The organism is Streptomyces sp. NPDC059003 (assembly GCF_042740445.1).
GTDB lineage: Bacteria > Actinomycetota > Actinomycetes > Streptomycetales > Streptomycetaceae > Streptomyces.
In genome coordinates this window covers 1-25,211 of the sequence record NZ_JBHYJH010000073.1, presented here as the reverse complement: position 1 = coordinate 25,211, position 25,211 = coordinate 1, and the positions used below count along the sequence as shown (strand labels likewise).

Genomic DNA, 25,211 nt, shown 5'->3' with positions numbered 1-25,211 from the left:
CGTGCTCTCTCTCTGCGTAAGAAGTGGTGGCTGCGGAAGTGGCCCGGCCTTAGCCGACGGCCCCCTCCATCTGCAGCTCGATCAGCCGGTTGAGCTCCAGGGCGTACTCCATGGGCAGCTCCTTGGCGATCGGCTCGACGAAGCCGCGCACGATCATGGCCATCGCCTCGAACTCGGTGAGGCCGCGGCTCATCAGGTAGAAGAGCTGGTCCTCGGAGACCTTGGAGACGGTGGCCTCGTGGCCCATGGACACGTCGTCCTCGCGGACGTCCACGTAGGGGTACGTGTCCGAGCGGGAGATCGTGTCGACGAGCAGGGCGTCACAGAGGACGTTCGACTTCGCGCCCGGGGCGCCCTCGCCGATCTCGATCAGGCCGCGGTACGACGTGCGGCCGCCGCCGCGCGCCACCGACTTGGAGACGATGTTGGAGGACGTGTTGGGCGCCATGTGGACCATCTTGGCGCCGGCGTCCTGGTGCTGGCCCTCGCCCGCGAAGGCGATGGACAGGGTCTCGCCCTTGGCGTGCTCGCCCATCAGGTAGACGGCCGGGTACTTCATCGTCACCTTGGAGCCGATGTTGCCGTCGATCCACTCCATGGTCGCGCCCTCGTAGGCCACGGCGCGCTTGGTGACCAGGTTGTAGACGTTGTTCGACCAGTTCTGGATCGTCGTGTAGCGGCAGCGGCCGCCCTTCTTGACGATGATCTCGACGACGGCGGAGTGCAGCGAGTCCGACTTGTAGATCGGGGCCGTGCAGCCCTCGACGTAGTGGACGTAGGCGTCCTCGTCGACGATGATCAGCGTCCGCTCGAACTGGCCCATGTTCTCCGTGTTGATGCGGAAGTAGGCCTGGAGCGGGATCTCGACGTGCACGCCCTTGGGGACGTAGATGAACGATCCGCCGGACCACACGGCCGTGTTCAGCGCGGCGAACTTGTTGTCGCCGGCCGGGATGACCGTGCCGAAGTACTCCTTGAAGAGCTCCGGGTGCTCCTTCAGGGCCGTGTCGGTGTCCAGGAAGATGACGCCCTGCTCCTCCAGGTCCTCACGGATCTGGTGGTAGACGACCTCGGACTCGTACTGCGCGGCGACGCCGGCGACCAGGCGCTGCTTCTCCGCCTCGGGGATGCCGAGCTTGTCGTACGTGTTCTTGATGTCCTCCGGCAGGTCCTCCCAGGACTCGGCCTGCTTCTCGGTGGACCGCACGAAGTACTTGATGTTGTCGAAGTCGATGCCCGACAGGTCCGAGCCCCAGTTCGGCATGGGCTTCTTCTCGAAGAGCTTCAGGCCCTTCAGGCGGAGCTTGGTCATCCACTCCGGCTCGGACTTCTTGTCCGAGATGTCGCGGACGACGTCCTCGTTCAGACCGCGCTTGGCAGCGGCACCGGCCTCGTCGGAGTCGGCCCAGCCGTACTCGTAGTTGCCCAGGCCCTCGAGCTCAGGGTGGGCAGTCTCCGTGGGGAGAGTCATGCGGGGTTCCTCCCGGCCGTGCTTGCTGATGCGTGGTTGGTGGTCTGTGGGGTGCTGTGCGGGATGTCGCCGCGCGGGATGAACGTCGTGCAGACGCCGTCACCATGGGCGATGGTGGCGAGCCGCTGGACGTGCGTCCCGAGCAGCCTGGAGAAGATCTCCGTCTCCGCCTCGCACAGCTGTGGATACTGCTCGGCGACGTGGGCGACCGGGCAGTGGTGCTGACAGAGCTGCTCGCCCTTGCCGGGGCGGGGCGCGCTGCGCGCCGTAGCAGCGTACCCGTCCGCGGTCAATGCCTTCGCCAGCGCCTGTGTGCGCTGCTCCGGGGGGGCCGCGTCGATCGCCGCGCGGTACGCCTTGGCCTGCTCGGCGATGCGGGCGCGGGCGAATTCGGCGACCGCCTCCTCGCCGTGCCGCTCGGCGATCCAGCGCAGGGCGTCGGCGGCGAGGGCGTCGTACGACTGGTCGAAGGCGTCCCGGCCGCAGTCGGTGAGCGCGAAGACCTTCGCGGGGCGGCCGCGGGAGCGGGCGCCGTAGACGCGCTGCTCGCGCGGCTCGACCACGTTCTCGTGGACCAGGGCGTCCAGGTGGCGGCGGACGGCGGCCTGGGTCAGGCCGAGGCGGCCCGCGAGGTCGGCGACGGTGGACGGGCCGTGGTCCAGGATGGAGCGCGCGACTCGGTTCCGCGTGGAACGCTCACCGGTCGCGAGCTCGTCCTGGGGGGTCCCCGTGGGGGTCTCCCGAGCCTCGCCAACGTTTTTCACAACGCCATTGTTGCGTAATTCTTCAGAGCCTGACAACCCGCATCTGGATCACCGTCCGGTGCCATGCGTCACTTAGGTTCACCTAAGCTGACCTGCGAAAACGATCATCGACCGGGCAAATCAGTGGCATCGCCGAACGCTTTCCTGAACACTTCGCCAGCATGGCGACACCCCCTCTGACCGGTCCTTTATGTACGCGCGCCACGCTCGCGGACGAGCTGCGCGCCCTCGGCGTACCCGGTGAAACGCTCCTGGTCCACACCTCGCTCAGCTCCCTCGGCTGGGTCTGCGGAGGTGCTGAAGCGCTCGTCCTCGCGCTGCTCGACGCGCTGGGGGACGAGGGCACCCTGGTGGTCCCCACGCACTCATCGGACAACTCCGACCCCTCGGAGTGGCAGCACCCTCCCGTGCCCGAGGAGTGGTGGCCCGTCATCCGTGACTCCATGCCGGCGTACGACCCGCGCACCGCACGCATCCGCGGCCTCGGCGTGGTCCCGGAGACGGTGCGCACCTGGCCCGGCGCCGTCCGCAGCGGGCACCCGCAGACGTCGTTCGCGGCCGTCGGCCCGCGGGCGGCGGAGCTGATGGCCAGGCACGCCCTGGACTGCCGGCTCGGCGAGCGCAGCCCGCTGGCCCGCCTGGAGGAGGCGGGCGCGAAGGTGCTGCTCCTGGGGGCGGGCTTCGAGTCCTGCACGGCCTTCCACCTGGCCGAGTACCGCCTGCCCGCGCCCACGGTCGAGAACTCCTTCGCGGTCATGACGGACGAGGGGCGCCGCTGGATGACGGTGCGCGACACCGACATCACCGAGGAGCGCTTCGGCGAGCTCGGCGCCGCCTTCGAGCAGGAGCGCCCGGTGACGCGGGGCTCCGTCGGCGCCGCCACGGCCCGGCTCTTCTCGCTTCCCGAAGCGGTCGCGTACGCCGAGGAGTGGCTCCCCAAGCACCGGCCGCGCACGCCCTGAGCGCGCCCCCGGCCCCGCGGAGCGCTTCGGGGCCGGGGGTCCGGGGCCTTCCCGCCCTCTCTAGACTTCCCGTCATGGGAATTGAGTCCGTCGTCCAGGTCCACGGCCTGGTCAAGCGGTACGGGACGAAGACCGCGGTGGACGGCCTCGACCTGGACGTCCGCGCCGGCACGGTGACCGCCGTGCTCGGCCCGAACGGCGCCGGCAAGACCACCACCATCGAGACCTGCGAGGGCTACCGCAGGCCCGACGCCGGCTCCGTCCGCGTCCTCGGCCTCGACCCGGTCACGCAGGGGGACCGGCTGCGGCCGCGCATCGGCGTGATGCTGCAGTCCGGCGGCGTCTACTCCGGCGCCCGCGCCGACGAGATGCTGCGCCACGTCGCCAAGCTGCACGCGCACCCCCTCGACGTCGACGCCCTCATCGAGCGCCTCGGCCTCGACTCCTGCGGCCGCACCACCTACCGCCGCCTCTCCGGCGGCCAGCAGCAGCGCCTCGCGCTCGCCATGGCCGTGGTCGGCCGCCCCGAACTCGTCTTCCTCGACGAACCCACCGCGGGCCTCGACCCACAGGCCCGCCGCGCCACCTGGAGCCTGGTCCGCGACCTGCGCACCGACGGCGTCTCCGTGATCCTCACGACCCACCACATGGACGAGGCCGAAGAGCTCGCCGACGACGTCGCCATCATCGACGCGGGCAAGGTCATCGCCCAGGACAGCCCCGAAGCGCTGTGCCGCGGCGGCGCCGAGAACACCCTGCGCTTCACCGGCCGCCCCGGACTCGACGTCGGCTCCCTCCTCAAGGCCCTGCCGCCGGACTCCGCCGCCGCCGAGATCACCCCAGGCGCCTACCGCGTCAGCGGCACCGTCGACCCGCAGCTGCTGGCCACCGTCACCTCCTGGTGCGCCCAGCACGGCGTCATGCCGGACCGGATCTCCGTCGAACGGCACACCCTGGAGGACGTCTTCCTCGAGCTCACGGGCAAGGAGCTGCGGTCATGACAAGCACCACCGACACCTCGCGCACGCCGGGGACGTACGCCCCGAAGCCGGGCGCCGCCCCGCTCCCCCGCATGATCGCCGCGCAGGCCGCCCTCGAGACGAAGATGCTGCTGCGCAACGGCGAACAGCTGCTGCTCACCGTCGTCATCCCCACGCTGATCCTCGTCCTGTTCAGCGCCGTCGACATCGTCGACACCGGCGAGGGCGACGCCGTGGACTTCCTCACCCCCGGCGTCCTCGCGCTCGCGGTCATGTCCACGGCCTTCACCGGACAGGCCATCGCCACCGGCTTCGAGCGGCGCTACGGCGTCCTGAAGCGGCTCGGCGCCTCTCCCCTGCCCCGCTGGGGCCTGATGACCGCCAAGACCCTGTCGGTCCTGGTCACCGAGGTCCTGCAGATCGCGCTCCTCACCGCCATCGCCTTCGCGCTCGGCTGGTCGCCGCACGGCAACCCGCTCGCCGTCCTCCTGCTGCTCGTCCTCGGCACGGCGGCCTTCTCAGGGCTCGGCCTGCTCATGGCCGGCACCCTCAAGGCCGAGGCGACCCTGGCCGCGGCGAACCTGGTCTTCCTGCTGCTCCTCGTCGGCGGCGGCGTCATCGTGCCGCTCGACAAGTTCCCCGGCGGCGTCGAGTCGGCGCTCGCCCTGCTGCCCATCTCGGCGCTCTCCGACGGCCTGCGGGACGTCCTCCAGGACGGCGCGTCGATGCCGTGGGGCGACCTCGGGATCCTCGCGGTGTGGTCGGTGCTCGGGCTCGGGGCGGCGGCGCGGTTCTTCCGCTGGGAGTGACCCGCCAGGGGCAACGGGAGTAACCGGCATCACAATTGGAGCGGATACGTCCCCCTCGTGAAGCCGTGCACAAGCGGCCCCCTACGATGGGGCCCGTGCCCAAAGAGACCCGAGCCGACGACGCCTCGTTCGTGCGCAACCCGCTCGCCTTCATCGCCGCACGCTGGACCCCGACACCGCGGACCGTCCAGCGCGCGACCCTCGCCTGCCTCGTGATGGCGGTGGCCATCGTCGTCACCGGCGGCGCGGTCCGCCTGACCGGCTCCGGCCTCGGCTGCCCGACCTGGCCCTCCTGCACGGAGGACTCGCTCACCGCCACCCGCGAGATGGGCCTGCACGGTGTGATCGAGTTCGGCAACCGCATGCTGACGTACGTGCTGTGCGGGGTCATCGGCTGGGCCATCATCGCCGCGCGGTCGTCCAAGCCGCAGCGGCACAGCCTGACCCGGTACGGCTGGGCGCAGTTCTGGATCGTCATGGGCAACGCGGTGCTCGGCGGCATCGTCGTCTGGGCGGGTCTGAACCCGTACACGGTCGCGGCGCACTTCCTGCTCACCACCGCCCTGATCGCGGTCGCCACGGCCATGTGGCAGCGCACCCGCGAGGGCGACGCGGAGCCGCGCCCCCGGGTCGGCAAGGCGGTGCGGCAGCTCGTCTGGTCGCTGGTCGCGGCCACCGTCCTGCTGATCGCGGTCGGCACGGTCGTGACCGGCTCCGGCAAGCACGCGGGCGACTCCAGCGACGTGCCCCGCATGAAGGTGGACGCGATCGGCCTCGACTGGGAGTCCGTCGCCAAGCTGCACGCCGTCGTCGCGTGGATCGTGGTCACGCTGACGTTCGCCCTGTGGTTCGTCCTGAAGGCGGTCGACGCCCCCCGCGGCCCGCTGGCCCGCACCCGCGACCTCTTCCTGATCCTGCTCTCGCAGGGGGTCCTCGGCTACGTCCAGTACTTCACGGACGTGCCCGAGATCCTGGTGGGCGTGCACATGCTCGGCTCGTGCCTGGTGTGGATCGCGGTGCTCCGTGTCGTCCTTTCGCTGCGCGAGCGGCCGACGACCGTGCCGGGAGTGCCGGCGCAGGGCAGCGCGGAGCTGTCCTCGGTCTGAGCAGCGCCGGGTGCTGAACCCTGGCTTACGGATAACGGCTTACAGATTTCACAATCTGTAAGCCGTTATCCGTAAGCCCTCACCCGTCGGCCAGCCCGTAGACCCGCCGCGCGTTCCCCGCCGCGATCATCCCCGCCACCCGCTGCGCGTCCCTCAGCGACCAGGCACCCTCGGCGACCCAGGTCCCGAGGACGCGCCCCAGCGCCTCGCGGAACAGGTGTGCGCCGACCACGTGCAGTTCGGGCAGCCCGTGCGCGCCGCTGGAGAAGAGGAGCTTGCCGAACGGGGCGAGTTCCAGGATCTCCGCGAGGACGGCCGCCGCCCGCGCTCCGGTGCGCACGAGCGCGGGGCCCAGGTCCGCGTACACGTGCGGGAAGACGCCCGCGAGGTGGGCCGCCGCGCGGTGGTGCGGGTAGCCGTGCAGGAGGACCAGGTCGGTGCCGAGTCCGGCCGTGGCGCGCGCGAACGCGCCGAAGGAGCACTGCGGGTCGGCGGCGCCGGTGTGCAGCTGGAGCGGCAGCCCCGAGGCGACGGCGATCCACAGCAGATGCCGCAACAGCAGCGGATCGGCGAGTTCGCCGCCCACCTGACGGCCCGCGAGCCAGCGGCCCGCGGCGCCCCGCACCTCGCCGGGGCCCGGCGGCTCGGGCGGCAGCGGCCGGTCCTGGCGCACGCCCGCGACCGAGGTGAACGCGACGGCTCCGGCCGCGGCCCCGTGCACGGACTCGGCCAGGTTGGCGAGGAACGAGTCGACGGTGCCGGAGGTGTCGGCGACCTGCTCGGCCAGTAACTCCAGGCGGACGATCTCGTGGGCTTCCGCGGCGCCGGTGGTGGCCAGCTCGCCGGGGCCCGTCAGGTCGCCGGGCAGGCCGGTGTCGACGAGGTAGGTGGTGATGCCGGTGCCGCGCAGCAGGCGGCGCCCGGCTTCCAGGACGCCGAGTTCACGGCGGCGGGCGAGGTAGCGGGCGGGCGGGCAGTGCGGTTCGAGCCCGAGCAGCGGCGGGCACCAGCGGCGTACGGCGAAGCCGGTCTGGGTGTCGAAGAAGGTGGTGCCGGGCGCGGGCGGGCCCTCGCCCCGGCCGAGGTGGGCCTCGAAGGTGCCGAGGCCGAGCTCCGTGCGCAGGATGCCGTGGCAGTGCTGGTCCACCAGGGACGGCGTTTCGATCATCCTGGCTCCCCTGGGGTGGACCGTGCTCCTACGGTCCCTAACGGGTGACCCTGGCGTCAGGTGTTGCTCACCTTGTCACTCCGTGCCCGCCCCGCGCGCGAGTCAGTCGTTGCTCGGGCCGCCGATCTGGATGCCGGCCATGCGCGTCCATTCGTACCGCCCGGTCCGCACCTTGGCCGCGAAGTCGCCGTCGAACGCGTCGTGGACGGTGATCCCGGCCTTGTCGACGGCGCTCAGGGCGATCGCGTGGGTCGGCGCGACGAGGTCGCCCCAGCCGCCGTCCTCGCCGACGAGGACGATCCGGGAGCCCCGCTGCCCGATGTAGGCGACCTGGCCCTCGGCGCCGCCGTGGGCCCGCGCGAAGGCGGTGATCTCCTTGGCCAGCCTGGCGGCCTTGCGGTCGGCGCGCGCGGCGTCCTTGGCCGCCTTGGCCGCCGCGGTGTCCTCGGCCGCCGTGGTGTCCTTGACGTCCGCGGTGTCCTTGCCCGTGGCGGCGTCCTGCTCCGTGACCTCATCCGTGTCTGCCATGGCACAGGATGCTACCGACGGGTAGATCGTTCGGCGACGCCAGGGGCGCGTGGTCTCGGCCACGGTGGCGCCGCGCTCCGCGCGGCGGTTCCGCCCTGTCGTGGGGCGTGGTAGGACGAGGCATGCCCGGTCTGCTGGTCGGCGAGGTCCTGCGCTCGGCGGCCCGCGCCGCCCCGCGCCGCGCGGCCGTCCGGCTCGGCGAGCGCGTGCTCACCTTCGCGGAGCTCGACGCCGCGGCCGACCGGGCCGTCGGCGGGCTTGCCGCGCGGGGCGTCCGGCGCGGCGACCGCGTCGTGTGCCTGGCCGGTACCTCGCTCGACGCCCTGGCCCTGTTCGCCGGGGCCGCACGGGCGGGGGTGGTGTTCGTGCCGGTCGCTCCGGGGGCGGCGGCCACCGGGATCGTGCGCGCGGCCCGCCCGCGGCTCCTCGTGACGGACGCGGAGCAGGCGCGGTGCACCGCGGGTCCGGGGGTACGACAGGTCGTACTCCCCGACCTGGCCGACGCCCCTGGGGAGCCGCCGCGGCTCTCGCCCGAGGAACGCGATCCGCACGTCGTGCTCTATCCCACGGCCGGGCGCCCGCGCGGCGTCGTCCTGTCGCATCGCGCGAGCGTGTGGCGTGCCAACGCCGGGTGCCGCCCCGCGCCGCACGGCGTCCTGGTGTGCGGGCTCCCGTCGGGGCACTGGGCGGTCTGGACGACGCTGCTTCGGCAGTGGCGGGCCAGGGGAACCGTGATCCTTCCCGAGCACCCGGACCCGTCGACGATCTGTGCCGCCGTACGGGAGCACCGCGCGGAGCGGCTCGTGTGCGCGCCCGCGACGTGGCAGGCGGTCCTGGACACGGCCCCGCACCACCTGGCCACCCTGCGCCTCGCCGACACCGAGACGGCGGGGCCGACGGTGCCGCCACGGCTCCTGGAGGCCGTCCGCACGGCGACCCCGGGCGCCCGGGTCCGGGCCTTCCTCAGCACGCCCGAGGCGGGTGACATCGCCGTCCTCGACCACGCCGACGTCCGCGCCCGGCCGGGCACCTGCGGCGTGCCCGCTCCCGACGTGGACGTCCGCCTCGCGCCCGGCGAGCTGTGGGTGCGCGGGCCGCAGCTCTTCGACGGGTACTTCCGGGACAAGCGGGCCACGGACGCGGTGCTGCGGGACGGCTGGTTCCGTACGGGGCGCGCGGCCCGGCGCGACGAGGACGGCTATCTGTACCTCGCCGAGCGTTGACGTCGAAGTCGACGTTGGAGGGGGACAGCACGAAGCCCCGCCGCCCTGAGGGCGACGGGGCCTGGGCACCGTATGCGGGCACCGCCGGGGGCTAGCGCAGGAAGGGGTCCACCGCGACGGCCACGAACAGCAGCGAGACGTAGGTGATCGACCAGTGGAAGAGGCGCATCTCCTTGAGCTTGCCGCCCGTCGCCTCCGCCTTGGCGCGGTTCTGCAGCGCGTGCGCCTCCCACAGCCACCAGCCGCCCGCGGCCAGGGCGACCGCGGTGTAGAACCAGCCGGTGTAGCCGAGCGGGGTCAGCAGGAGCGACACCGCGACCATCACCCAGCTGTAGATGACGATCTGCCGCGCGACCACCTTGTTGGAGGCGATGACGGGGAGCATCGGCACGCCCACGCGCGCGTAGTCCTCCTTGACCTTCATGGACAGCGGCCAGTAGTGCGGCGGCGTCCAGAAGAACATCACCAGGAAGAGGATGATCGGCGCCCACGACATGGAGTTGGTGACCGACGACCAGCCGATGAGGACGGGCAGACAGCCCGCGATGCCGCCCCAGACGATGTTCTGCGCGGTGCGGCGCTTGAGGATCATCGTGTAGACGACCACGTAGAAGAGCAGCGCCCCGAGCGAGAGCCAGGCCGAGAGCCAGTTGACGGTCAGGCCGAACAGGAGCGTGGAGATCACCGCGAGCGAGATGCCGAAGGCCAGGCACTCGCGGGGGCTGACCATCCCGGTGACGAGCGGCCGCTGCGACGTGCGCTCCATCAGGGCGTCGATGTCGCGGTCGTACCACATGTTGAGCGCGTTGGCGCCGCCCGCGGAGAGGTAGCCGCCGAGGCAGGTGATGAGCACCAGCTTCAGGTCGGGCACGCCCTGCTCGGCGAGGAACATCACCGGCACCGTGGTGATCAGCAGGAGCTCGATGATCCGCGGCTTGGTCAGCTCCACGAACGCCTTGACACGGGCCCCGAACGGCCGGTGGCTCGGGCTCTGGTCCGTCCCGAGTAGCCCCGCTGGACGGGATTCAACGGCCGTCACGCACACCCCTGACAGAGACATCCCAGCGAGCCCACGTCGGACCTTCAGACATGAAGTTCCGGTAAAGGCTCGCGCGTACCACGCCACTTTAGACGTTGCCCATACCTCGCCCTTCGCGGGGGTGGGTTCGTGTTGGGCGGCCAGACGAGCGGTGTTCTCGCGGCGCTGCGGCAAGCGGGTGGAACAGGGGCGCGCGGGCAGGTGGGGCGGTCGCGGCGGGGCGCGCGCGGCCGTGCGCCGCTCACCGGAAAAGGCGACCAGATGAGCGGCTCCTTATTCACATGGTGAAAGCGGTACGGCCCGTTCAGGAGGCGGATCGTGGCGCGTCCCGGCAGTCTGGAATGACTCGAAAAAATGCACGTTCTTACAGGGGTAGGCTCGACAGCGGCCGGTGCGATCCATACGCCACCGGCATTCGACATGTGGAGAGGAGCCCTGACCCAGGGTGAGCACCAAGCCGACCACCACAGACCTCGAGTGGACCGATCTGGACCAGCGGGCAGTCGACACCGCCCGCGTCCTGGCCATGGATTCCGTACAGAAGGTCGGCAACGGCCATCCGGGTACGGCCATGAGCCTCGCGCCCGCCGCGTACACCTTGTTCCAGAAGGTGATGCGGCACGACCCGGCGGACGCCGACTGGACGGGCCGCGACCGGTTCGTGCTCTCCGCGGGCCACTCGTCCCTGACGCTGTACGTCCAGCTGTACCTGGCCGGTTTCGGCCTTGAGCTCGACGACCTCAAGGCGTTCCGCACCTGGGGCTCGAAGACCCCCGGGCACCCGGAGTACGGCCACACGGTCGGCGTCGAGACGACGACGGGCCCGCTCGGCCAGGGCGTCGCCAACGCCGTGGGCATGGCCATGGCCGCCCGCTACGAGCGCGGCCTCTTCGACCCGGACGCCGCGGCCGGCGAGTCGCCGTTCGACCACTTCATCTACGCGATCGCCGGTGACGGCTGCCTCCAGGAGGGCATCTCCGCCGAGGCGTCCTCCATGGCCGGGCACCAGAAGCTCGGCAATCTGATCCTGCTGTGGGACGACAACCACATCTCGATCGAGGGCGACACGGAGACCGCGGTCTCCGAGGACACGATCAAGCGGTACGAGGCGTACGGCTGGCACGTGCAGCGCGTACAGCCGAAGGAGAACGGCGACCTCGACCCGGCCGCCCTCTACGCCGCGATCCAGGCCGCCAAGGCCGTGACGGACAAGCCGTCCTTCATCGCGATGCGCTCGATCATCGCCTGGCCCGCCCCGAACGCGCAGAACACCGAGGCCGCGCACGGCTCGGCGCTCGGTGACGAGGAGGTCGCGGCCACCAAGCGCGTCCTGGGCTTCGACCCGGAGCAGACCTTCGAGGTCGCCGACGAGGTCCTCGCACACACCCGCGAGGCGCTCGACCGCGGTGCCCAGGCCAAGGCCGAGTGGGAGAAGTCCTTCGCCGCCTGGCGCACCGCGAACGCCGGGCGCGCGGCCGAGTTCGACCGGATCGCCGCCGGTGAGCTGCCCGCGGGCTGGGAGGAGAAGCTCCCGGTCTTCGAGGCGGGCAAGGGCGTCGCGACGCGTGCCGCGTCCGGCAAGGTCCTGCAGGCGCTCGGCGCGGTGATCCCCGAGCTGTGGGGCGGCTCCGCCGACCTCGCGGGCTCGAACAACACCACGATCGACAAGACGTCGTCGTTCCTGCCCGCGGACAACCCGCTGCCCGAGGCGCACCCGTACGGCCGCACGATCCACTACGGCATCCGCGAGCACTCCATGGCCGCGGAGATGAACGGCATCGCGCTGCACGGCAACACCCGCATCTACGGCGGCACCTTCCTGGTGTTCTCCGACTACATGCGCAACGCCGTGCGCCTGTCCGCGCTGATGCACCTGCCGGTGACGTACGTGTGGACGCACGACTCCATCGGCCTCGGCGAGGACGGCCCGACGCACCAGCCGGTCGAGCACCTGGCGTCGCTGCGCGCCATCCCGGGCCTGAACGTGGTCCGCCCCGCGGACGCCAACGAGACCGCGATCGCGTGGCGCGAGATCCTCAAGCGCTACACGAAGGTGTTCGGCAAGGGCGCCCCGCACGGCCTTGCGCTCACCCGCCAGGGCGTGCCGACGTACGAGGCCAACGAGGACGCGGCGAAGGGCGGTTACGTGCTCTTCGAGGCCGAAGGGCCCTCCGGGCAGAACACAGCGCCCGAGGTCGTCCTGATCGGCACCGGCTCCGAGGTGCACCTGGCGGTCGAGGCGCGCGAGCAGCTGCAGGCCGCGGGCGTGCCGACGCGGGTCGTCTCGATGCCGTCGGTGGAGTGGTTCGAGGAGCAGGACCAGGGGTACCGCGACAGCGTGCTGCCGCCCGCCGTGAAGGCGCGCGTGGCCGTCGAGGCGGGCATCGGCCTGACCTGGCACAAGTACGTCGGCGACGCGGGCCGCATCGTGTCCCTTGAGCACTTCGGTGCTTCGGCGGACGGCAAGGTGCTCTTCCGCGAGTTCGGTTTCACCGCCGACGCGATCGCCGCCGCGGCCCGGGCTGTGCTTGATTCAACTACGGGGATCGCCGCAGCTCAGCGCTGACGCCCATATACGACCAAGTAGGAGATGTAATTCCATGACAGACGCACTCAAGCGCCTCTCCGACGAAGGCGTCGCGATCTGGCTGGACGACCTGTCGCGCAAGCGGATCACGTCCGGCAACCTCGCCGAACTGATCGACCAGCAGCACGTCGTGGGCGTCACGACCAACCCGTCGATCTTCCAGAAGGCGATCTCGTCCGGCGACGGCTACGAGCAGCAGCTCGCCGACCTCGCCGCGCGCAAGGTCACCGTCGAAGAGGCGATCCGCATGATCACCACGGCGGACGTCCGGGACGCCGCCGACATCCTGCGTCCGGTGTTCGACGCGACCGAGGGCCAGGACGGCCGGGTGTCCATCGAGGTCGACCCGCGCCTCGCGCACAACACGGCGGCGACGGTCGCCGAGGCCAAGCAGCTGGCGTGGCTGGTGGACCGGCCGAACACGCTGATCAAGATTCCGGCCACCAAGGCGGGCCTCCCGGCGATCACCGAGGTCATCGGCCTCGGCATCAGCGTCAACGTGACGCTGATCTTCTCCCTGGAGCGCTACCGCGAGGTCATGGCGGCGTACCTGGCGGGCCTGGAGAAGGCCAAGGAGCGCGGCCTGGACCTTTCGAAGATCCACTCGGTGGCGTCGTTCTTCGTGTCCCGCGTGGACACCGAGATCGACAAGCGCATCGACAAGCTGGGCACCGACGAGGCCAAGGCCGCGCGCGGCAAGGCCGCCCTGGCCAACGCCCGCCTCGCGTACGAGGCGTACGAGGAGGTCTTCTCCTCGGACCGCTGGGCCGCCCTGGACAAGGCGCACGCCAACAAGCAGCGCCCGCTGTGGGCGTCGACGGGCGTGAAGGACAAGGCGTACAAGGACACGCTGTACGTCGACGACCTGGTCGCCCCGGGCACGGTCAACACCATGCCGGAGGCCACCCTGGAGGCCACCGCCGACCACGGGCAGATCACGGGCAACACGATCGCCGGGACGTACGACCAGTCGCGCGCCGAGATCGAGGCCGTCGAGAAGCTCGGGATCAGCTACGACGAGGTCGTGCAGCTCCTCGAGGACGAGGGCGTCGAGAAGTTCGAGGCGTCCTGGAACGACCTGCTCGAGTCGACCGAGGCGGAGCTGAAGCGCCTCGCCCCTTCGGAGGGCTGAAACCTTGTCAAGCAGCAATCCGCTGCGTGACGCCGCGGACCGACGGCTCCCGCGCATCGCGGGGCCGTCGGGCCTGGTCATCTTTGGCGTCACGGGCGATTTGTCCCGTAAAAAGCTGATGCCCGCCGTGTACGACCTGGCCAACCGCGGGCTCCTCCCGCCGGGCTTCTCGCTCATCGGCTTCGCCCGCCGCGAGTGGCAGGACGAGGACTTCGCGCAGGAGGTGCACGACGCGGTCAAGGAGCACGCGCGCACGCCCTTCCGCGAGGAGGTCTGGCAGCAGCTCATCCAGGGCATGCGCTTCGTCCAGGGCAACTTCGACGACGACGACGCCTTCGAGCAGCTGAAGGCGACCATCCAGGACCTGGACAAGAAGCAGGGCACGGGCGGCAACTTCGCCTTCTACCTCTCCGTGCCGCCGAAGTTCTTCCCGCAGGTCGTGCAGCAGCTGAAGAAGCACGGGCTCGCGGACGCCCCGGACGGCTCCTGGCGCCGGGCGGTCATCGAGAAGCCCTTCGGGCACGACCTGGAGTCGGCCGAGGACCTGAACCGCATCGTCCACGAGGTCTTCTCGCCGGACCAGGTCTTCCGGATCGACCACTACCTGGGCAAGGAGACCGTCCAGAACATCCTGGCGCTCCGCTTCGCCAACCAGATGTTCGAGCCGATCTGGAACCGGTCGTACGTCGACCACGTGCAGATCACCATGGCCGAGGACATCGGCATCGGCGGCCGCGCCGGCTACTACGACGGCATCGGCGCCGCCCGTGACGTGATCCAGAACCACCTGCTCCAGCTGATGGCGCTCACGGCCATGGAGGAGCCCGCCTCCTTCGACGCGGACGCGCTCGTCGCCGAGAAGGCCAAGGTGCTCGGCGCGGTGCGGCTCCCGAAGGACCTGGGCCGCGACACGGTGCGCGGGCAGTACGCGGCCGGGTGGCAGGGCGGCGAGAAGGCCGTCGGCTACCTCCAGGAAGACGGCATCGACCCCAAGTCGAAGACCGACACGTACGCCGCCGTCAAGCTGGAGGTGGACAACCGCCGCTGGGCGGGCGTCCCCTTCTACCTGCGCACCGGCAAGCGCCTCGGCCGCCGCGTCACGGAGATCGCGGTCGTCTTCCAGCGCGCCCCGCACTCCCCCTTCGACCACACGGCGACGGAGGAGCTCGGGCAGAACGCGATCGTGATCCGCGTCCAGCCGGACGAGGGCATCACGGTCCGCTTCGGCTCGAAGGTGCCGGGCACGTCCATGGAGATCAGGGACGTGTCGATGGACTTCGCGTACGGCGAGTCCTTCACCGAGTCCAGCCCGGAGGCGTACGAGCGCCTCATCCTGGACGTCCTGCTCGGCGACGCCAACCTCTTCCCGCGCACGGAGGAGGTCGAGCTGTCCTGGAAGATCCTCGACCCGATCGAGGAGTACTGGGACGCCAACGGCACGCCCGCGCAGTACCCGGCCGGAACGTGGGGCCCGGTCGAGGCGGACGAAATGCTCGCACGAGACGGACGGAGCTGGCGTCGGCCATGAAGATCGACCTTACGGACACCACGGCCAGCAAGATCAACAAGGCGCTCGTGCAGGGCCGCCGCGCGATCGGCACGCCGGCCGTCGGCATGGTCCTCACCCTCGTCATCGTCACCGACGAGGAGAACGCGTACGACGCCCTGCGGGCCGCGAACGAGGCCTCGCGCGAGCACCCCTCGCGCACCCTCGTCGTCATCAAGCGCGTCTCGCGCTCGCCGCGCGACCGCACGTCGTCGCGCCTCGACGCCGAGGTGCGCGTGGGCGCGGACGCGGGCACGGGCGAAACGGTCATCCTGCGCCTGTACGGCGAGGTCCTGAACCACGCCCAGTCGGTGGTCCTGCCGCTGCTCCTCCCGGACGCGCCGGTCGTCGCGTGGTGGCCGGTCAACGCGCCGCTCGACCCCGTGGGCGACCCGCTGGGCGCGCTCGCCCAGCGCCGCGTGACGGACACGTACGCCGCCGAGCAGCCCATCCAGGAGCTCACCGCGCGCGCAGAGTCCTACCACCCGGGCGACACCGACCTGTCCTGGACCCGCATCACGCCGTGGCGCTCCATGCTCGCGGCCGCGCTCGACCAGGTCACGTGCGAGGTCACGGCCGCCGAGGTGGAGGGCGAGGAGTTCAACCCGAGCGTCGAGCTGCTCGCGATGTGGCTCGCCGACCGGCTCGCCGTGCCGGTGAAGCGCACCCTGTCCACGGGCCCGGGCCTGACCGGCGTCCGCATGGAGACGAACTGCGGCCCGATCGTGCTCGACCGGGCGGACGGCTCGCTCGCCACGCTCTCCATCCAGGGCCAGCCGGACCGCGCGGTGGCGCTCAAGCGCCGCGAGACGTCCGAGCTGATCGCGGAGGAGCTGCGGCGCCTCGACCCCGACGACACGTACGCGTCGGCGCTGAAGTTCGGCGTGGACCGGCTCGGCGAGGCGGCGGCGGGACCGATGGCGTCCTCGGACGCGACCGCGCCGGAGTCCACGGCGGGAGCGGCCAAGACCGCCGACGCGAACTCGGACGCGGCCCCGGCAGGAGACGGCCCGGAGTCGAAGAAGCCGGCCGCCGCGAAGAAGGCTCCGGCCAAGAAGGCGGCCGCCAAGTGAGTACGGCTCCGCAGCTCGTCGTCCACCGAGACAAGGAGCTGATGGCGCAGGCCGCCGCGGCCCGTCTGATCACGAAGATCGTCGACGCCCAGGCGGCCCGCGGCTTCGCCTCCGTGGTGCTCACGGGCGGCCGCAACGGCAACGGCCTGCTCGCGGCGCTGAGTTCGGCGCCCGCGCGCGACGCCGTGGACTGGTCGCGGCTCGACCTGTGGTGGGGCGACGAGCGGTTCCTGCCGGAGGGCGACCCGGAGCGCAACCACACGCAGGCCCGCGAGGCGCTCCTCGACTCGGTGCCGCTCGATCCGGCGCGGGTGCATCCGATGCCCGCGTCGGACGGCCCGTACGCGGTGGGCGTCGACGGGGACGGCGCGGACGCGGCAGCGGCGGCGTACGCGGCGGAGCTCGCGGCGGCGGCCGGTCCCGAGGACCATGGCCCCGTGCCGACGTTCGACGTCCTGATGCTGGGCGTCGGCCCGGACACGCACGTCGCGTCGCTGTTCCCGGAGCTGCCCGCGGTGCGGGAGACCGAGCGCATGGTCGTCGGCGTGCACGGCGCGCCGAAGCCGCCGCCCACCCGCATCTCGCTGACCCTTCCGGCGATCCGGTCGGCCCGCGAGGTGTGGCTGCTCGCGGCGGGCGAGGACAAGGCGAAGGCCGCGGCCATCGCCCTCTCGGGCGCGGGCGAGGTCCAGGCCCCGGCAGCGGGCGCCCACGGCCGCTCCCGCACCCTGTGGCTCCTGGACGCGGCGGCGGCGTCCCAGCTGCCGCGGGACCTGTATCCCCCGGCGTCGCCCTGACCGGCTGACGCGCACCGCCGTGTGCGGTGTTCGCCGACGGGCCCCGCTCCTCTCCCGGAGCGGGGCCCGTCGGCATGCTGTCCTCAGAAGCCGTCACAGACGGCGGTGGCGAAGGTCCCGCTGGCCATGGCGGTGCGCGTGGTCCCGTCGGCGGTGGCCTTGCAGTGGACCGTGCCGCCGGAGGCACCCGTGGTGACGACGAGCCTCCCGCCCTTGACGAACCCGTTCGTCGTCAGTTCCTCGTGCCACGGCGGGTCGACGTCACTCACCTGGTTCACCGCGAGAGCGCCGTCGCTGTAGGTCGAGTAGGTGATCGTGAGGCCCTTGGCGTCACCTGTCACCTCGTACGTGACGGTGACCTCGCGCTTCGACTCCTTGTCGACCTCGTACCCGATCGTCACGATCAGCGCCGCGCAACCGCCTGCGAGCAGCAGGGCCACACCCAGGAGCACCCAGGGCCAGACCCGGCGCTTCTTGGGCGGGGGCGGGACAGGCGCGGACCACCCTGGGTACCCGCGCTGCGGCGGGCCCTGTGCGTCGCTCCGGCCCCGACCGCGCCATCCCTGGCCGTCGCCGGGCGGCAGCCGTCCGGGTGAACGTGGGTGCCGGGCGCCCCTTCAGCCCGGGCCTCTGTCACCCCGAGGCATGGCCCCGCAGGTGGGGGTGGGCCAGCAGGCGGATGCCGTGGAAGCGGCGGAGGCGGTGCATTTCGAGGAGGGCGATGCCGGTGACCGTCACGGGCGCGCCCAGGATGAAGATCGCTCCCATGGTCAGGCTCAGGCCGTGCAGATCACCGGTGACGAGGTCGGGCAGGGCCATCAGCCAGGTCGTGACCGTCGCGAGCAGGGGCGGCAGACAGCGGTGGACGGCCGCGGTGCCGAAGAAGTTGCGGTTGATCTGGACGGCGGCGCGGATGACGAAGGCCATGAGCCAGAAGACGACGGGTGCCACGACGAAGATGCCGGGGCCCGTGATGCCGCCGCCCTGGCCGAGCAGCAGCACCGTGCCGATGACGGCCGCGATGAACCCGAGGAGCAGCCGCAGTGACGCGAACAGCGGGCCCCTGAGCGCGGCCAGGGGGCCGCTGCGGCGCCAGACGAACAGCATCGCGCCCACGGTCAGGGGCGTGACGATCAGCAGCACCAGCGAGGCCACGACGAGGTTCTCCAGGGCCTCCGAGACGTCGAAGCCCCCGGCCACGACGGTGTAGACACCACACGCCGCGATCAGGCCCGCGACGACCCGGTACCGCTTGAGGCCCTCCACCAGCGGGTCGACCGGATCGGGCAGCCAGGCCGGGGCGAAGACCCACTGCGCCGCCTCCTTGGGCCACAGCAGCGAACGCTCCCTGTTCACGGTCCCGGTGCGGCTCATGCCGATGCCTCCCCCGATGGCACTGCGAGCAGTCGATGCCGGGATCGTAGGCGACGGCGACCGGCGGGCGCACCGGAATCCTCCGGTCCCTGCGAGGGTCCGTCGGTCACGCTACGGGAATCCCCCGGGCCCTACGTGCGGCCCGGGGGACCCTCGTGCGGGGCTCAACGCCCGAGTGCAGGGCTCAACGCCCGCGCAGCTCCCGGTACTTGGCGACCAGGGCCTGCGTGGACGCGTCGAGCCCCGGCACGTCGGTGCCCTCGGTCAGTGCGGGCTCCACCCGCTTGGCCAGGACCTTACCGAGCTCCACGCCCCACTGGTCGAACGAGTCGATGTTCCATACGGCTCCTTGCACGAACACCTTGTGCTCGTACAGCGCGATCAGCTGGCCGAGGACCGACGGGGTGAGCTCGCGCGCGAGGATCGTCGTCGTCGGGTGGTTGCCCTTGAACGTCTTGTGCGGGACGAGCTCCTCCGCCACGCCCTCAGCGCGCACCTCGTCCGGCGTCTTGCCGAAGGCGAGGGCCTGCGTCTGCGCGAAGAAGTTGGCCATCAGCAGGTCGTGCTGGGCGACCAGGCCCGGCCGCAGGTCCGCGACCGGCTCGGCGAAGCCGATGAAGTCGGCCGGGATCAGCTTCGTGCCCTGGTGGATCAGCTGGTAGTAAGCGTGCTGCCCGTTCGTGCCGGGCGTGCCCCACACGACCGGTCCCGTCTGCCATCCGACCGGATCGCCGTCGCGGTCCACGGACTTGCCGTTGGACTCCATGTCCAGCTGCTGCAGGTACGCGGTGAACTTGGACAGGTAGTGCGAGTACGGAAGCACCGCGTGCGACTGCGCGTCGTGGAAGTTGCCGTACCAGATGCCGAGGAGGCCGAGCAGCAGCGGCACGTTGGCCTCGGCGGGCGCCGTGCGGAAGTGCTCGTCGACGAGGTGGAAGCCGTCGAGCATCTCCCGGAACCGGTCCGGGCCGATGGCGATCATCAGCGAGAGCCCGATCGCCGAGTCGTACGAGTAGCGCCCGCCGACCCAGTCCCAGAACTCGAACATGTTGGCCGTGTCGATGCCGAAGTCCGCCACCTTCTCGGCGTTCGTCGACAGGGCCACGAAGTGCTTGGCGACCGCGCTCTGGTCGGCGCGCAGCTCGGTGAGGAGCCAGTCCCGCGCGGACGTGGCGTTCGTGATCGTCTCGATCGTCGTGAACGTCTTCGAGGCGATGATGAACAGCGTCTCCGCCGCGTCCAGGTCCCGCACCGCCTCGTGCAGGTCGGCGCCGTCGACGTTGGAGACGAAGCGGACGGTCAGGTCGCGGTCCGTGAAGGCGCGCAGCGCCTCGTACGCCATGGCCGGGCCGAGGTCGGAGCCGCCGATGCCGACGTTGACGACGTTCTTGATGCGCTTGCCGGTGTGGCCGGTCCAGGCGCCGGAGCGGATCTGCTCGGCGAAGGCGGACATCTTGTCGAGCACGGCGTGCACGCCCGGCACCACGTTCTCGCCGTCGACCTCGACGGCCGCCTCGCGCGGGGCGCGCAGCGCGGTGTGCAGGACCGCGCGGCCCTCCGTCGTGTTGATCTTCTCGCCGCGGAACATGGCGTCCCGCAGCCCGAAGACGTCCGTCGCCGCGGCGAGGTCGCGGAGCAGCGCCAGGGTCTCGTCGGTCACCAGGTGCTTGGAGTAGTCGACGTGCAGGTCGCCGACCTGGAGGGTGTACCCGGTGCCGCGCGCCGGGTCGGCGGCGAACAGCTCCCGCAGCTGCACCTCCCCCAGCTGCTCCCGGTGCTTGGCCAGAGCGGTCCACTCGGCCATCTGAGTGAGCTTCGTGCGGCCATCTGCATTCATCTGGACTTCAGCCTTCTCTCGTACAACCTGAGTACCGTGCGTACGCCCCGCTGCCCTCCCCAACCTAGTTGATCAGCGTGCGGTTTGAGGCGTCTGTCCGCTGTCGGCCGACTTGGGAATAGGTGTGCCGCCCCGGCGGCGAGGGCGACGTCGAGCGCACCCCCGCCGACCTCGGCGGGCGCGCGGGCGCGGCGATGCGCGGGGATGTGCAGGAGCACCACAACTCCCCCCGCTCGTCGGGCGATTCACGATCCACCCACCACGGTAGGGGGCACCACTGACAGTCACCCGAGAGCGCGGCGCCGTAACGGCTCCGGCCCGGGGGCCGGGGGGGGGCCCGCCGCCCGCCCCCAAGAAAAAGCACCACCACAAAGACTCCGGTGCGGGGGCGCCCGCCCCGGCGCGGGGGGGCACCCGGTGGGCGCCCCCCCGGCCGTCAACTTCTAGATCTCGCCCCGCAGTTTCGCGAGCGCCTCGGCGAGGATCGCCTCGCCGTCCGCGTCGCTGCGCCGCTCGCGGACGTACGCGAGGTGCGTCTTGTACGGCTCGGTGCGCGGCGGGTCCGGCGGGTTGTCCCGGTCCTGGCCTGCCGGAAAGCCGCAGCGGGGGCAGTCCCAGGTGTCGGGGACCTGGGCGTCGCTGGCGAAGCTCGGCTGCGTCTCATGCCCGTTCGAGCACCAGAAGGAGATGCGCAGTCGTGGCGCGGACTCGCCGCGCTCGGCCTCGCCCATCGGCCCCGCCCCGACCCGGCTACCACGGATCGCGTTGCCACTTGCCACGGTCGTAACTCCCTGCGTGATGGTGCTGCCTGTGTCGAACGGCGGCTGCGCCGCGGGGTCGACTGCCGGCTCCGCTGCGGGCGCCTCAGTCTACGTAAGGCCCAACGCGCGTCCAGTGTTGGGAGTTACACCCCACCCCGACACGCAAGCCCCATGATAAGCCGCGCGCGCGGGCGCGTACGGAACATGGGGCTATGAGCGGGACTTCAGGGCGGGACCGCCGTGGCGGGGCGGACGGGCCGCGCCTGCGGTCGGGTGTCTCAGTTGTTCACCTTCATGAGGATGCCGAGCACGACAATGCAGGCGAACCAGAGCAGACCGACCACGACGGTGATGCGGTCGAGGTTGCGCTCGGCGACCGAGGACCCGCCGACCGACGACTGCATTCCGCCACCGAACATGTCGGAAAGTCCGCCGCCCTTGCCCTTGTGCATCAGCACCAGCAGCATCATCAGCAGGCTGAAGACGATCAGGGCGATCGAGAACCCCATAACCACGGCTGGACCAACTTCCTCGGATCTGAATCGACGACGGGGGCCCGATGGCAAGCCACCCGGCCCCCGCAAGGGTACGACGTATCGCCGCTACCGCATACTCACTGCTCGCCGAAGCGAACGATCTTGACGAACTCGTCGGCGTCCAGGGACGCGCCGCCCACCAGGGCGCCGTCGATGTCGGGCTTCGCCATGATCTCGGCGACGTTGCCGGACTTCACGGAGCCGCCGTACTGGATGCGGATCTTGTCGGCCACGTCCTGCGTGTACAGCTCGGCGAGCTTGCCGCGGATGGCCGCGCAGACCTCCTGCGCGTCGTCGGCGCCGCAGACCTTGCCGGTGCCGATGGCCCAGACGGGCTCGTACGCGATCACGATCGACTCGGCCTGCTCGGCCGGGAGGTCCTTGAGGCCGCCCTCGACCTGCGCGAGCGTGTGCGCGACGGCGTTGCCCGCCTCACGGATCTCCAGCTCCTCGCCGACGCACAGGATCGGCGTGATGCCGTGCTTGAAGGCCGCCTTGACCTTGGCGTTGCAGAGCTCGTCGCTCTCGTTGTGGTACTGGCGGCGCTCGGAGTGGCCGACGGCCACGTACGTGCACTTCAGCTTGGAGAGCATCGGGCCCGAGATCTCACCGGTGTACGCGCCGGAGTCGGACGCCGAGATGTCCTGGGCGCCGTACTTGATCTTGAGCTTGTCGCCGTCGACCAGGGTCTGCACGGAGCGCAGGTCGGTGAAGGGCGGCAGGACGGCGACCTCGACGGCCTCGTAGTCCTTGTCGGCGAGCGCGAAGGCGAGCTTCTGGACGTGGGCGATGGCCTCGAGGTGGTTGAGGTTCATCTTCCAGTTGCCCGCCATCAGCGGCGTGCGAGTGGTCTGATTCGTCATGAGGGGGTCAGTTCTCCAGTGCGGCGAGGCCGGGGAGCGTCTTGCCCTCGAGGTACTCGAGGGAGGCGCCGCCACCGGTCGAAATGTGGCCGAAGGCATTCTCGTCGAAGCCGAGCAGGCGCACGGCGGCGGCCGAGTCGCCACCGCCGACGACCGTGAAGGCCGGCGAGTCGAGCAGTGCCTGGGCGACCGCCTTGGTGCCCTCGGCGTAGTCGGGGTGCTCGAAGACACCCATCGGACCGTTCCAGAAGACGGTGGCCGCGTCGGCGAGCTTCGAAGCGTACAGCTTGCGGGTCTCCGGACCGATGTCCAGGCCCTCCTGGTCGGCCGGGATGGCGGTCGCGGCGACCGTGGTGGGGTTGGCCGGGGCCTTGGTCTTCAGGTCCGGGAAGTCGGCCGAGACCAGGACGTCGACGGGGAGGACGAACTCCACGCCGCGCTCCTCGGCGCGCTTCATGTACTCCTTGACCGCCGGGACCTGGTCCTCCTGCAGGAGCGAGATGCCGACCTCGTGCCCCAGGGCCTTGAGGAAGGTGTAGGCCATGCCGCCGCCGATGAGGATGCGGTCGGCCTTCTCCAGGAGGTGGTCGATGACGCCGAGCTTGTCGGAGACCTTGGCGCCGCCGAGCACGACCGCGTAGGGGCGCTTGACGTCCTCGGTGAGCTTCTTGAGGACGCCGACCTCGGTGGCGATCAGGTAGCCGGCGTAGTGCGGCAGCCGGGCCGGCAGGTCGAAGACGGACGCGTGCTTGCGGTGCACGGCGCCGAAGCCGTCGCCCACGTACACGTCGGCGAGCTCGGCGAGCCGGTCGGCGAAGGCGCCGCGCTCGGCGTCGTCCTTGGCCGTCTCACCGGCGTTGAAGCGGAGGTTCTCCACGACGGCGACCTGGCCGTCGGCGAGGCCCGCGACGGTGGCCTTGGCGGAGTCGCCGACCGTGTCGGTGGCGAACGAGACGTCCGCGCCCAGGAGTTCACCGAGGCGGGCGGCGGCCGGGGCGAGCGAGAAGGCGGGGTCCGGGGCGCCCTTGGGGCGGCCCAGGTGCGAGGCGACGACCACGCGGGCGCCCGCGCCGGCGAGGGCCTTGACGGTGGGCACGACGGCGCGGATGCGGCCGTCGTCGGTGATGGTGGTTCCGTCCAGCGGCACGTTCAGGTCGGCGCGGACGAAGACCCGCTTGCCCGCGACACCGCCGGCGAGGAGTTCGTCGATCGTCTTCATGTGGTGGGACTCCTTGAGAAGGGCTCCTGGGAGGGCTGTGACGTGCGGCAGGGTCCGGACTCGCATGGTCCGGACCCTGCCGCGCACATCATGGTGCCTGCTCTACGAGCGCGGACGGCTCAGAGCTGGCCGCCGACGAAGACCGTGAGGTCGACGAGGCGGTTGGAGTAGCCCCACTCGTTGTCGTACCAGCCGAGGATCTTCACCGAGTTGCCCTCCTGGACCATGGTCAGGGAGGAGTCGAAGGTGCAGGACGCCGGGTCGCTGACGATGTCCGAGGACACGATCTCGTCCTCGGTGTAGTACAGGATGCCCTTGAGCTCGCCGTCGGCGGCCTTCTTGAACGCGGCGTTGACCTCGTCCTTGGTGACCTCGCGGGAGAGCTCGACGACCAGGTCCGTGGCGGAGCCGGTGGGGACCGGGACGCGCATGGCGATGCCGTCCAGCTTGCCCTTGAGCTGCGGCAGGACCAGGGCGGTGGCCTTGGCGGCGCCGGTGGTGGTCGGGATGATGTTCTCGGCGGCGGCGCGGGCGCGGCGCAGGTCCTTGTGCGGGAAGTCCAGGATGCGCTGGTCGTTCGTGTACGCGTGGACGGTCGTCATCAGGCCGCGGACGATGCCGAAGTTCTCGTCGAGGACCTTGGCCATCGGCGCCACGCAGTTGGTGGTGCAGGAGGCGTTGGAGATGACGTGGTGGTTCGCCGCGTCGTACTTGTCCTGGTTGACGCCCATCACGATGGTGATGTCCTCGTCCTTGGCCGGAGCCGAGATGAGGACCTTCTTGGCGCCACCGGCGAGGTGCTTGGCGGCGTCCTCGCGCTTGGTGAAGATGCCGGTGGACTCGATCACGATGTCGACGCCCAGCTGGCCCCACGGGATGTCCGCGGGGTTGCGCTCGGAGAGGACCTTGATGGTGTGACCGTCGACCGTGATGGTGTCCTCGGTGTGCGACACCTCGGCCTTGAGGCGGCCCAGGATGGTGTCGTACTTGAGCAGGTGAGCCGTGGTCGCGGTGTCACCCAGGTCGTTGACAGCCACGATCTCGATGTCCGCACCCTGCTCAAGGAGAGCGCGGAAGTAGTTGCGCCCGATGCGACCAAAGCCGTTGATGCCTACGCGGATCGTCACGAACCGATCTCCTCGTTGGTACGCCGGTCTGAGACGCCGGCGAGATGTATTGGGATGTCCCCGACCGCCTCCGACCCTACCTCTCCGAGGGCCGCTGGGTGACATCGAGCGGGCGCCCGGAGGCAATACTGTCCGGTAGTGAGAAACACCACGCTTCACTTTGCGCTCACCCGTTTCACAGGGGTGCACGGGTGAGCGCGGAACCCCCTGTTTTCGGGCGCACGAAGGCCCCGCCGTGCGGATCGGCGGGGCCATCGACAGGTCGGCGGGGCCTTGGCGCGGTGCGGCTCAGACCGCGAGGTTGTCCGC

At 70.9% G+C, this 25,211-nt stretch carries 23 protein-coding genes; 10 read left to right on the top strand and 13 right to left on the bottom strand.

Features of this window, described 5'->3' with window-relative positions; translation table 11 throughout:
• Window positions 1–49 precede the first annotated feature (49 nt).
• Entirely contained in the window at window positions 50–1,471 is a 1,422-nt protein-coding gene (sufB, locus tag ACFWZ5_RS24345) for a Fe-S cluster assembly protein SufB (protein WP_384794605.1), read from the bottom strand.
• Complete coding sequence (locus ACFWZ5_RS24340; RefSeq protein WP_384794607.1) at window positions 1,468–2,235, bottom strand: helix-turn-helix transcriptional regulator; 768 nt, start codon at window positions 2,233–2,235, stop codon at window positions 1,468–1,470. The genes sufB and ACFWZ5_RS24340 overlap by 4 nt, the downstream gene beginning before the upstream one ends.
• Before the next feature lie 161 nt (window positions 2,236–2,396).
• Here ACFWZ5_RS24340 and ACFWZ5_RS24335 point away from each other — a divergent pair, with 161 nt between their 5' ends.
• From ACFWZ5_RS24335 to ACFWZ5_RS24320, 4 genes are all read left to right on the top strand, one after another.
• Complete coding sequence (locus ACFWZ5_RS24335) at window positions 2,397–3,197, top strand: aminoglycoside N(3)-acetyltransferase (RefSeq protein ID WP_384794609.1); 801 nt, start codon at window positions 2,397–2,399, stop codon at window positions 3,195–3,197.
• Window positions 3,198–3,271: 74 nt separating this feature from the next.
• A complete protein-coding gene (locus ACFWZ5_RS24330) occupies window positions 3,272–4,198 on the top strand; it encodes an ABC transporter ATP-binding protein (RefSeq protein ID WP_384794611.1) in 927 nt (308 codons plus the stop codon).
• On the top strand, window positions 4,195–4,986 hold the full coding sequence (locus ACFWZ5_RS24325) for an ABC transporter permease (RefSeq protein WP_384794613.1): 792 nt from the start codon (window positions 4,195–4,197) through the stop codon (window positions 4,984–4,986). Before ACFWZ5_RS24330 ends, ACFWZ5_RS24325 begins: the two co-directional genes overlap by 4 nt.
• A gap of 86 nt (window positions 4,987–5,072) precedes the next feature.
• The gene (locus ACFWZ5_RS24320) at window positions 5,073–6,092 is read left to right on the top strand and encodes a heme A synthase (RefSeq protein WP_384794615.1); all 1,020 of its coding nucleotides are present in this window, start codon (window positions 5,073–5,075) and stop codon (window positions 6,090–6,092) included.
• Between the two features lie 79 nt (window positions 6,093–6,171).
• On the opposite strand, the gene ACFWZ5_RS24315 is transcribed toward ACFWZ5_RS24320, so the two are convergent.
• Together ACFWZ5_RS24315 and ACFWZ5_RS24310 are read right to left on the bottom strand one after the other, a co-directional pair.
• Window positions 6,172–7,260, bottom strand: a complete 1,089-nt coding sequence (locus ACFWZ5_RS24315; RefSeq protein ID WP_384794617.1) for an amidohydrolase family protein — start codon at window positions 7,258–7,260, stop codon at window positions 6,172–6,174.
• 102 nt (window positions 7,261–7,362) lie between these two features.
• Window positions 7,363–7,788, bottom strand: a complete 426-nt coding sequence (locus tag ACFWZ5_RS24310; protein ID WP_384794619.1) for a hypothetical protein — start codon at window positions 7,786–7,788, stop codon at window positions 7,363–7,365.
• Window positions 7,789–7,910: 122 nt separating this feature from the next.
• Here ACFWZ5_RS24310 and ACFWZ5_RS24305 point away from each other — a divergent pair, with 122 nt between their 5' ends.
• Window positions 7,911–9,011 carry a class I adenylate-forming enzyme family protein gene (locus ACFWZ5_RS24305; protein ID WP_384794621.1) on the top strand — a complete coding sequence of 367 codons (1,101 nt, stop codon included), beginning with the start codon at window positions 7,911–7,913 and terminating at the stop codon, window positions 9,009–9,011.
• A gap of 91 nt (window positions 9,012–9,102) precedes the next feature.
• Here the strand turns inward: ACFWZ5_RS24305 and ACFWZ5_RS24300 are convergent, their stop codons facing one another.
• The gene (locus ACFWZ5_RS24300) at window positions 9,103–10,071 is read right to left on the bottom strand and encodes a heme o synthase (protein WP_384794623.1); all 969 of its coding nucleotides are present in this window, start codon (window positions 10,069–10,071) and stop codon (window positions 9,103–9,105) included.
• Between the two features lie 424 nt (window positions 10,072–10,495).
• Between ACFWZ5_RS24300 and tkt the strand changes: the two genes are divergently transcribed.
• Genes tkt through pgl form a run of 5 tightly spaced genes read left to right on the top strand, consistent with a single transcriptional unit; the run spans window position 10,496 to window position 17,185 of the window.
• Complete coding sequence (tkt, locus tag ACFWZ5_RS24295; RefSeq protein ID WP_384794625.1) at window positions 10,496–12,616, top strand: transketolase; 2,121 nt, start codon at window positions 10,496–10,498, stop codon at window positions 12,614–12,616.
• Window positions 12,617–12,650: 34 nt separating this feature from the next.
• Window positions 12,651–13,769, top strand: a complete 1,119-nt coding sequence (gene tal, locus ACFWZ5_RS24290; RefSeq protein ID WP_384794627.1) for a transaldolase — start codon at window positions 12,651–12,653, stop codon at window positions 13,767–13,769.
• Between the two features lie 4 nt (window positions 13,770–13,773).
• Window positions 13,774–15,297 (top strand): glucose-6-phosphate dehydrogenase, encoded by a 1,524-nt coding sequence (gene zwf / locus ACFWZ5_RS24285; RefSeq protein WP_384794629.1) that lies wholly within the window; start codon window positions 13,774–13,776, stop codon window positions 15,295–15,297.
• On the top strand, window positions 15,294–16,388 hold the full coding sequence (gene opcA / locus ACFWZ5_RS24280; protein WP_384794631.1) for a glucose-6-phosphate dehydrogenase assembly protein OpcA: 1,095 nt from the start codon (window positions 15,294–15,296) through the stop codon (window positions 16,386–16,388). Before zwf ends, opcA begins: the two co-directional genes overlap by 4 nt.
• The gene (gene pgl, locus ACFWZ5_RS24275; protein WP_384794633.1) at window positions 16,385–17,185 is read left to right on the top strand and encodes a 6-phosphogluconolactonase; all 801 of its coding nucleotides are present in this window, start codon (window positions 16,385–16,387) and stop codon (window positions 17,183–17,185) included. Before opcA ends, pgl begins: the two co-directional genes overlap by 4 nt.
• Before the next feature lie 83 nt (window positions 17,186–17,268).
• Here pgl and ACFWZ5_RS24270 read toward each other — a convergent pair whose 3' ends face one another.
• The 8 genes from ACFWZ5_RS24270 to gap all read right to left on the bottom strand — a co-directional run bounded on the left by ACFWZ5_RS24270 (window position 17,269) and on the right by gap (window position 24,902).
• Window positions 17,269–17,625, bottom strand: coding sequence for a hypothetical protein (locus tag ACFWZ5_RS24270; protein ID WP_384794635.1), 357 nt, complete (start codon window positions 17,623–17,625; stop codon window positions 17,269–17,271).
• A gap of 193 nt (window positions 17,626–17,818) precedes the next feature.
• A complete protein-coding gene (locus tag ACFWZ5_RS24265) occupies window positions 17,819–18,559 on the bottom strand; it encodes a hypothetical protein (RefSeq protein WP_384794637.1) in 741 nt (246 codons plus the stop codon).
• A 184-nt stretch (window positions 18,560–18,743) separates the two neighbouring features.
• Window positions 18,744–20,396 carry a glucose-6-phosphate isomerase gene (gene pgi / locus ACFWZ5_RS24260; protein ID WP_384794639.1) on the bottom strand — a complete coding sequence of 551 codons (1,653 nt, stop codon included), beginning with the start codon at window positions 20,394–20,396 and terminating at the stop codon, window positions 18,744–18,746.
• Window positions 20,397–20,839: 443 nt separating this feature from the next.
• Window positions 20,840–21,175, bottom strand: coding sequence for an RNA polymerase-binding protein RbpA (locus tag ACFWZ5_RS24255; protein ID WP_003957010.1), 336 nt, complete (start codon window positions 21,173–21,175; stop codon window positions 20,840–20,842).
• A 260-nt stretch (window positions 21,176–21,435) separates the two neighbouring features.
• Window positions 21,436–21,666 carry a preprotein translocase subunit SecG gene (gene secG, locus ACFWZ5_RS24250; protein WP_029181151.1) on the bottom strand — a complete coding sequence of 77 codons (231 nt, stop codon included), beginning with the start codon at window positions 21,664–21,666 and terminating at the stop codon, window positions 21,436–21,438.
• 104 nt (window positions 21,667–21,770) lie between these two features.
• Complete coding sequence (tpiA, locus tag ACFWZ5_RS24245; protein ID WP_384797249.1) at window positions 21,771–22,556, bottom strand: triose-phosphate isomerase; 786 nt, start codon at window positions 22,554–22,556, stop codon at window positions 21,771–21,773.
• Window positions 22,557–22,563: 7 nt separating this feature from the next.
• The gene (locus ACFWZ5_RS24240) at window positions 22,564–23,775 is read right to left on the bottom strand and encodes a phosphoglycerate kinase (protein ID WP_384797252.1); all 1,212 of its coding nucleotides are present in this window, start codon (window positions 23,773–23,775) and stop codon (window positions 22,564–22,566) included.
• Window positions 23,776–23,894: 119 nt separating this feature from the next.
• Window positions 23,895–24,902 carry a type I glyceraldehyde-3-phosphate dehydrogenase gene (gene gap / locus ACFWZ5_RS24235; RefSeq protein WP_384797255.1) on the bottom strand — a complete coding sequence of 336 codons (1,008 nt, stop codon included), beginning with the start codon at window positions 24,900–24,902 and terminating at the stop codon, window positions 23,895–23,897.
• Window positions 24,903–25,211: the final 309 nt, after the last annotated feature.

Excerpts from the sequence above, each read along its gene's own strand:
- sufB (WP_384794605.1), bottom strand. The coding sequence starts at position 1,471 with ATGACTCTCCCCACGGAGACTGCCCACCCTGAGCTCGAGGGCCTGGGC.
- ACFWZ5_RS24335 (WP_384794609.1), top strand. The coding sequence starts at position 2,397 with ATGGCGACACCCCCTCTGACCGGTCCTTTATGTACGCGCGCCACGCTC.
- ACFWZ5_RS24330 (WP_384794611.1), top strand. The coding sequence starts at position 3,272 with ATGGGAATTGAGTCCGTCGTCCAGGTCCACGGCCTGGTCAAGCGGTAC.
- ACFWZ5_RS24325 (WP_384794613.1), top strand. The coding sequence starts at position 4,195 with ATGACAAGCACCACCGACACCTCGCGCACGCCGGGGACGTACGCCCCG.
- ACFWZ5_RS24320 (WP_384794615.1), top strand. The coding sequence starts at position 5,073 with ATGGGGCCCGTGCCCAAAGAGACCCGAGCCGACGACGCCTCGTTCGTG.
- ACFWZ5_RS24315 (WP_384794617.1), bottom strand. The coding sequence starts at position 7,260 with ATGATCGAAACGCCGTCCCTGGTGGACCAGCACTGCCACGGCATCCTG.
- ACFWZ5_RS24310 (WP_384794619.1), bottom strand. The coding sequence starts at position 7,788 with ATGGCAGACACGGATGAGGTCACGGAGCAGGACGCCGCCACGGGCAAG.
- ACFWZ5_RS24305 (WP_384794621.1), top strand. The coding sequence starts at position 7,911 with ATGCCCGGTCTGCTGGTCGGCGAGGTCCTGCGCTCGGCGGCCCGCGCC.
- ACFWZ5_RS24300 (WP_384794623.1), bottom strand. The coding sequence starts at position 10,071 with ATGTCTCTGTCAGGGGTGTGCGTGACGGCCGTTGAATCCCGTCCAGCG.
- tal (WP_384794627.1), top strand. The coding sequence starts at position 12,651 with ATGACAGACGCACTCAAGCGCCTCTCCGACGAAGGCGTCGCGATCTGG.
- opcA (WP_384794631.1), top strand. The coding sequence starts at position 15,294 with ATGAAGATCGACCTTACGGACACCACGGCCAGCAAGATCAACAAGGCG.
- ACFWZ5_RS24265 (WP_384794637.1), bottom strand. The coding sequence starts at position 18,559 with ATGAGCCGCACCGGGACCGTGAACAGGGAGCGTTCGCTGCTGTGGCCC.
- pgi (WP_384794639.1), bottom strand. The coding sequence starts at position 20,396 with ATGAATGCAGATGGCCGCACGAAGCTCACTCAGATGGCCGAGTGGACC.
- secG (WP_029181151.1), bottom strand. The coding sequence starts at position 21,666 with ATGGGGTTCTCGATCGCCCTGATCGTCTTCAGCCTGCTGATGATGCTG.
- tpiA (WP_384797249.1), bottom strand. The coding sequence starts at position 22,556 with ATGACGAATCAGACCACTCGCACGCCGCTGATGGCGGGCAACTGGAAG.
- ACFWZ5_RS24240 (WP_384797252.1), bottom strand. The coding sequence starts at position 23,775 with ATGAAGACGATCGACGAACTCCTCGCCGGCGGTGTCGCGGGCAAGCGG.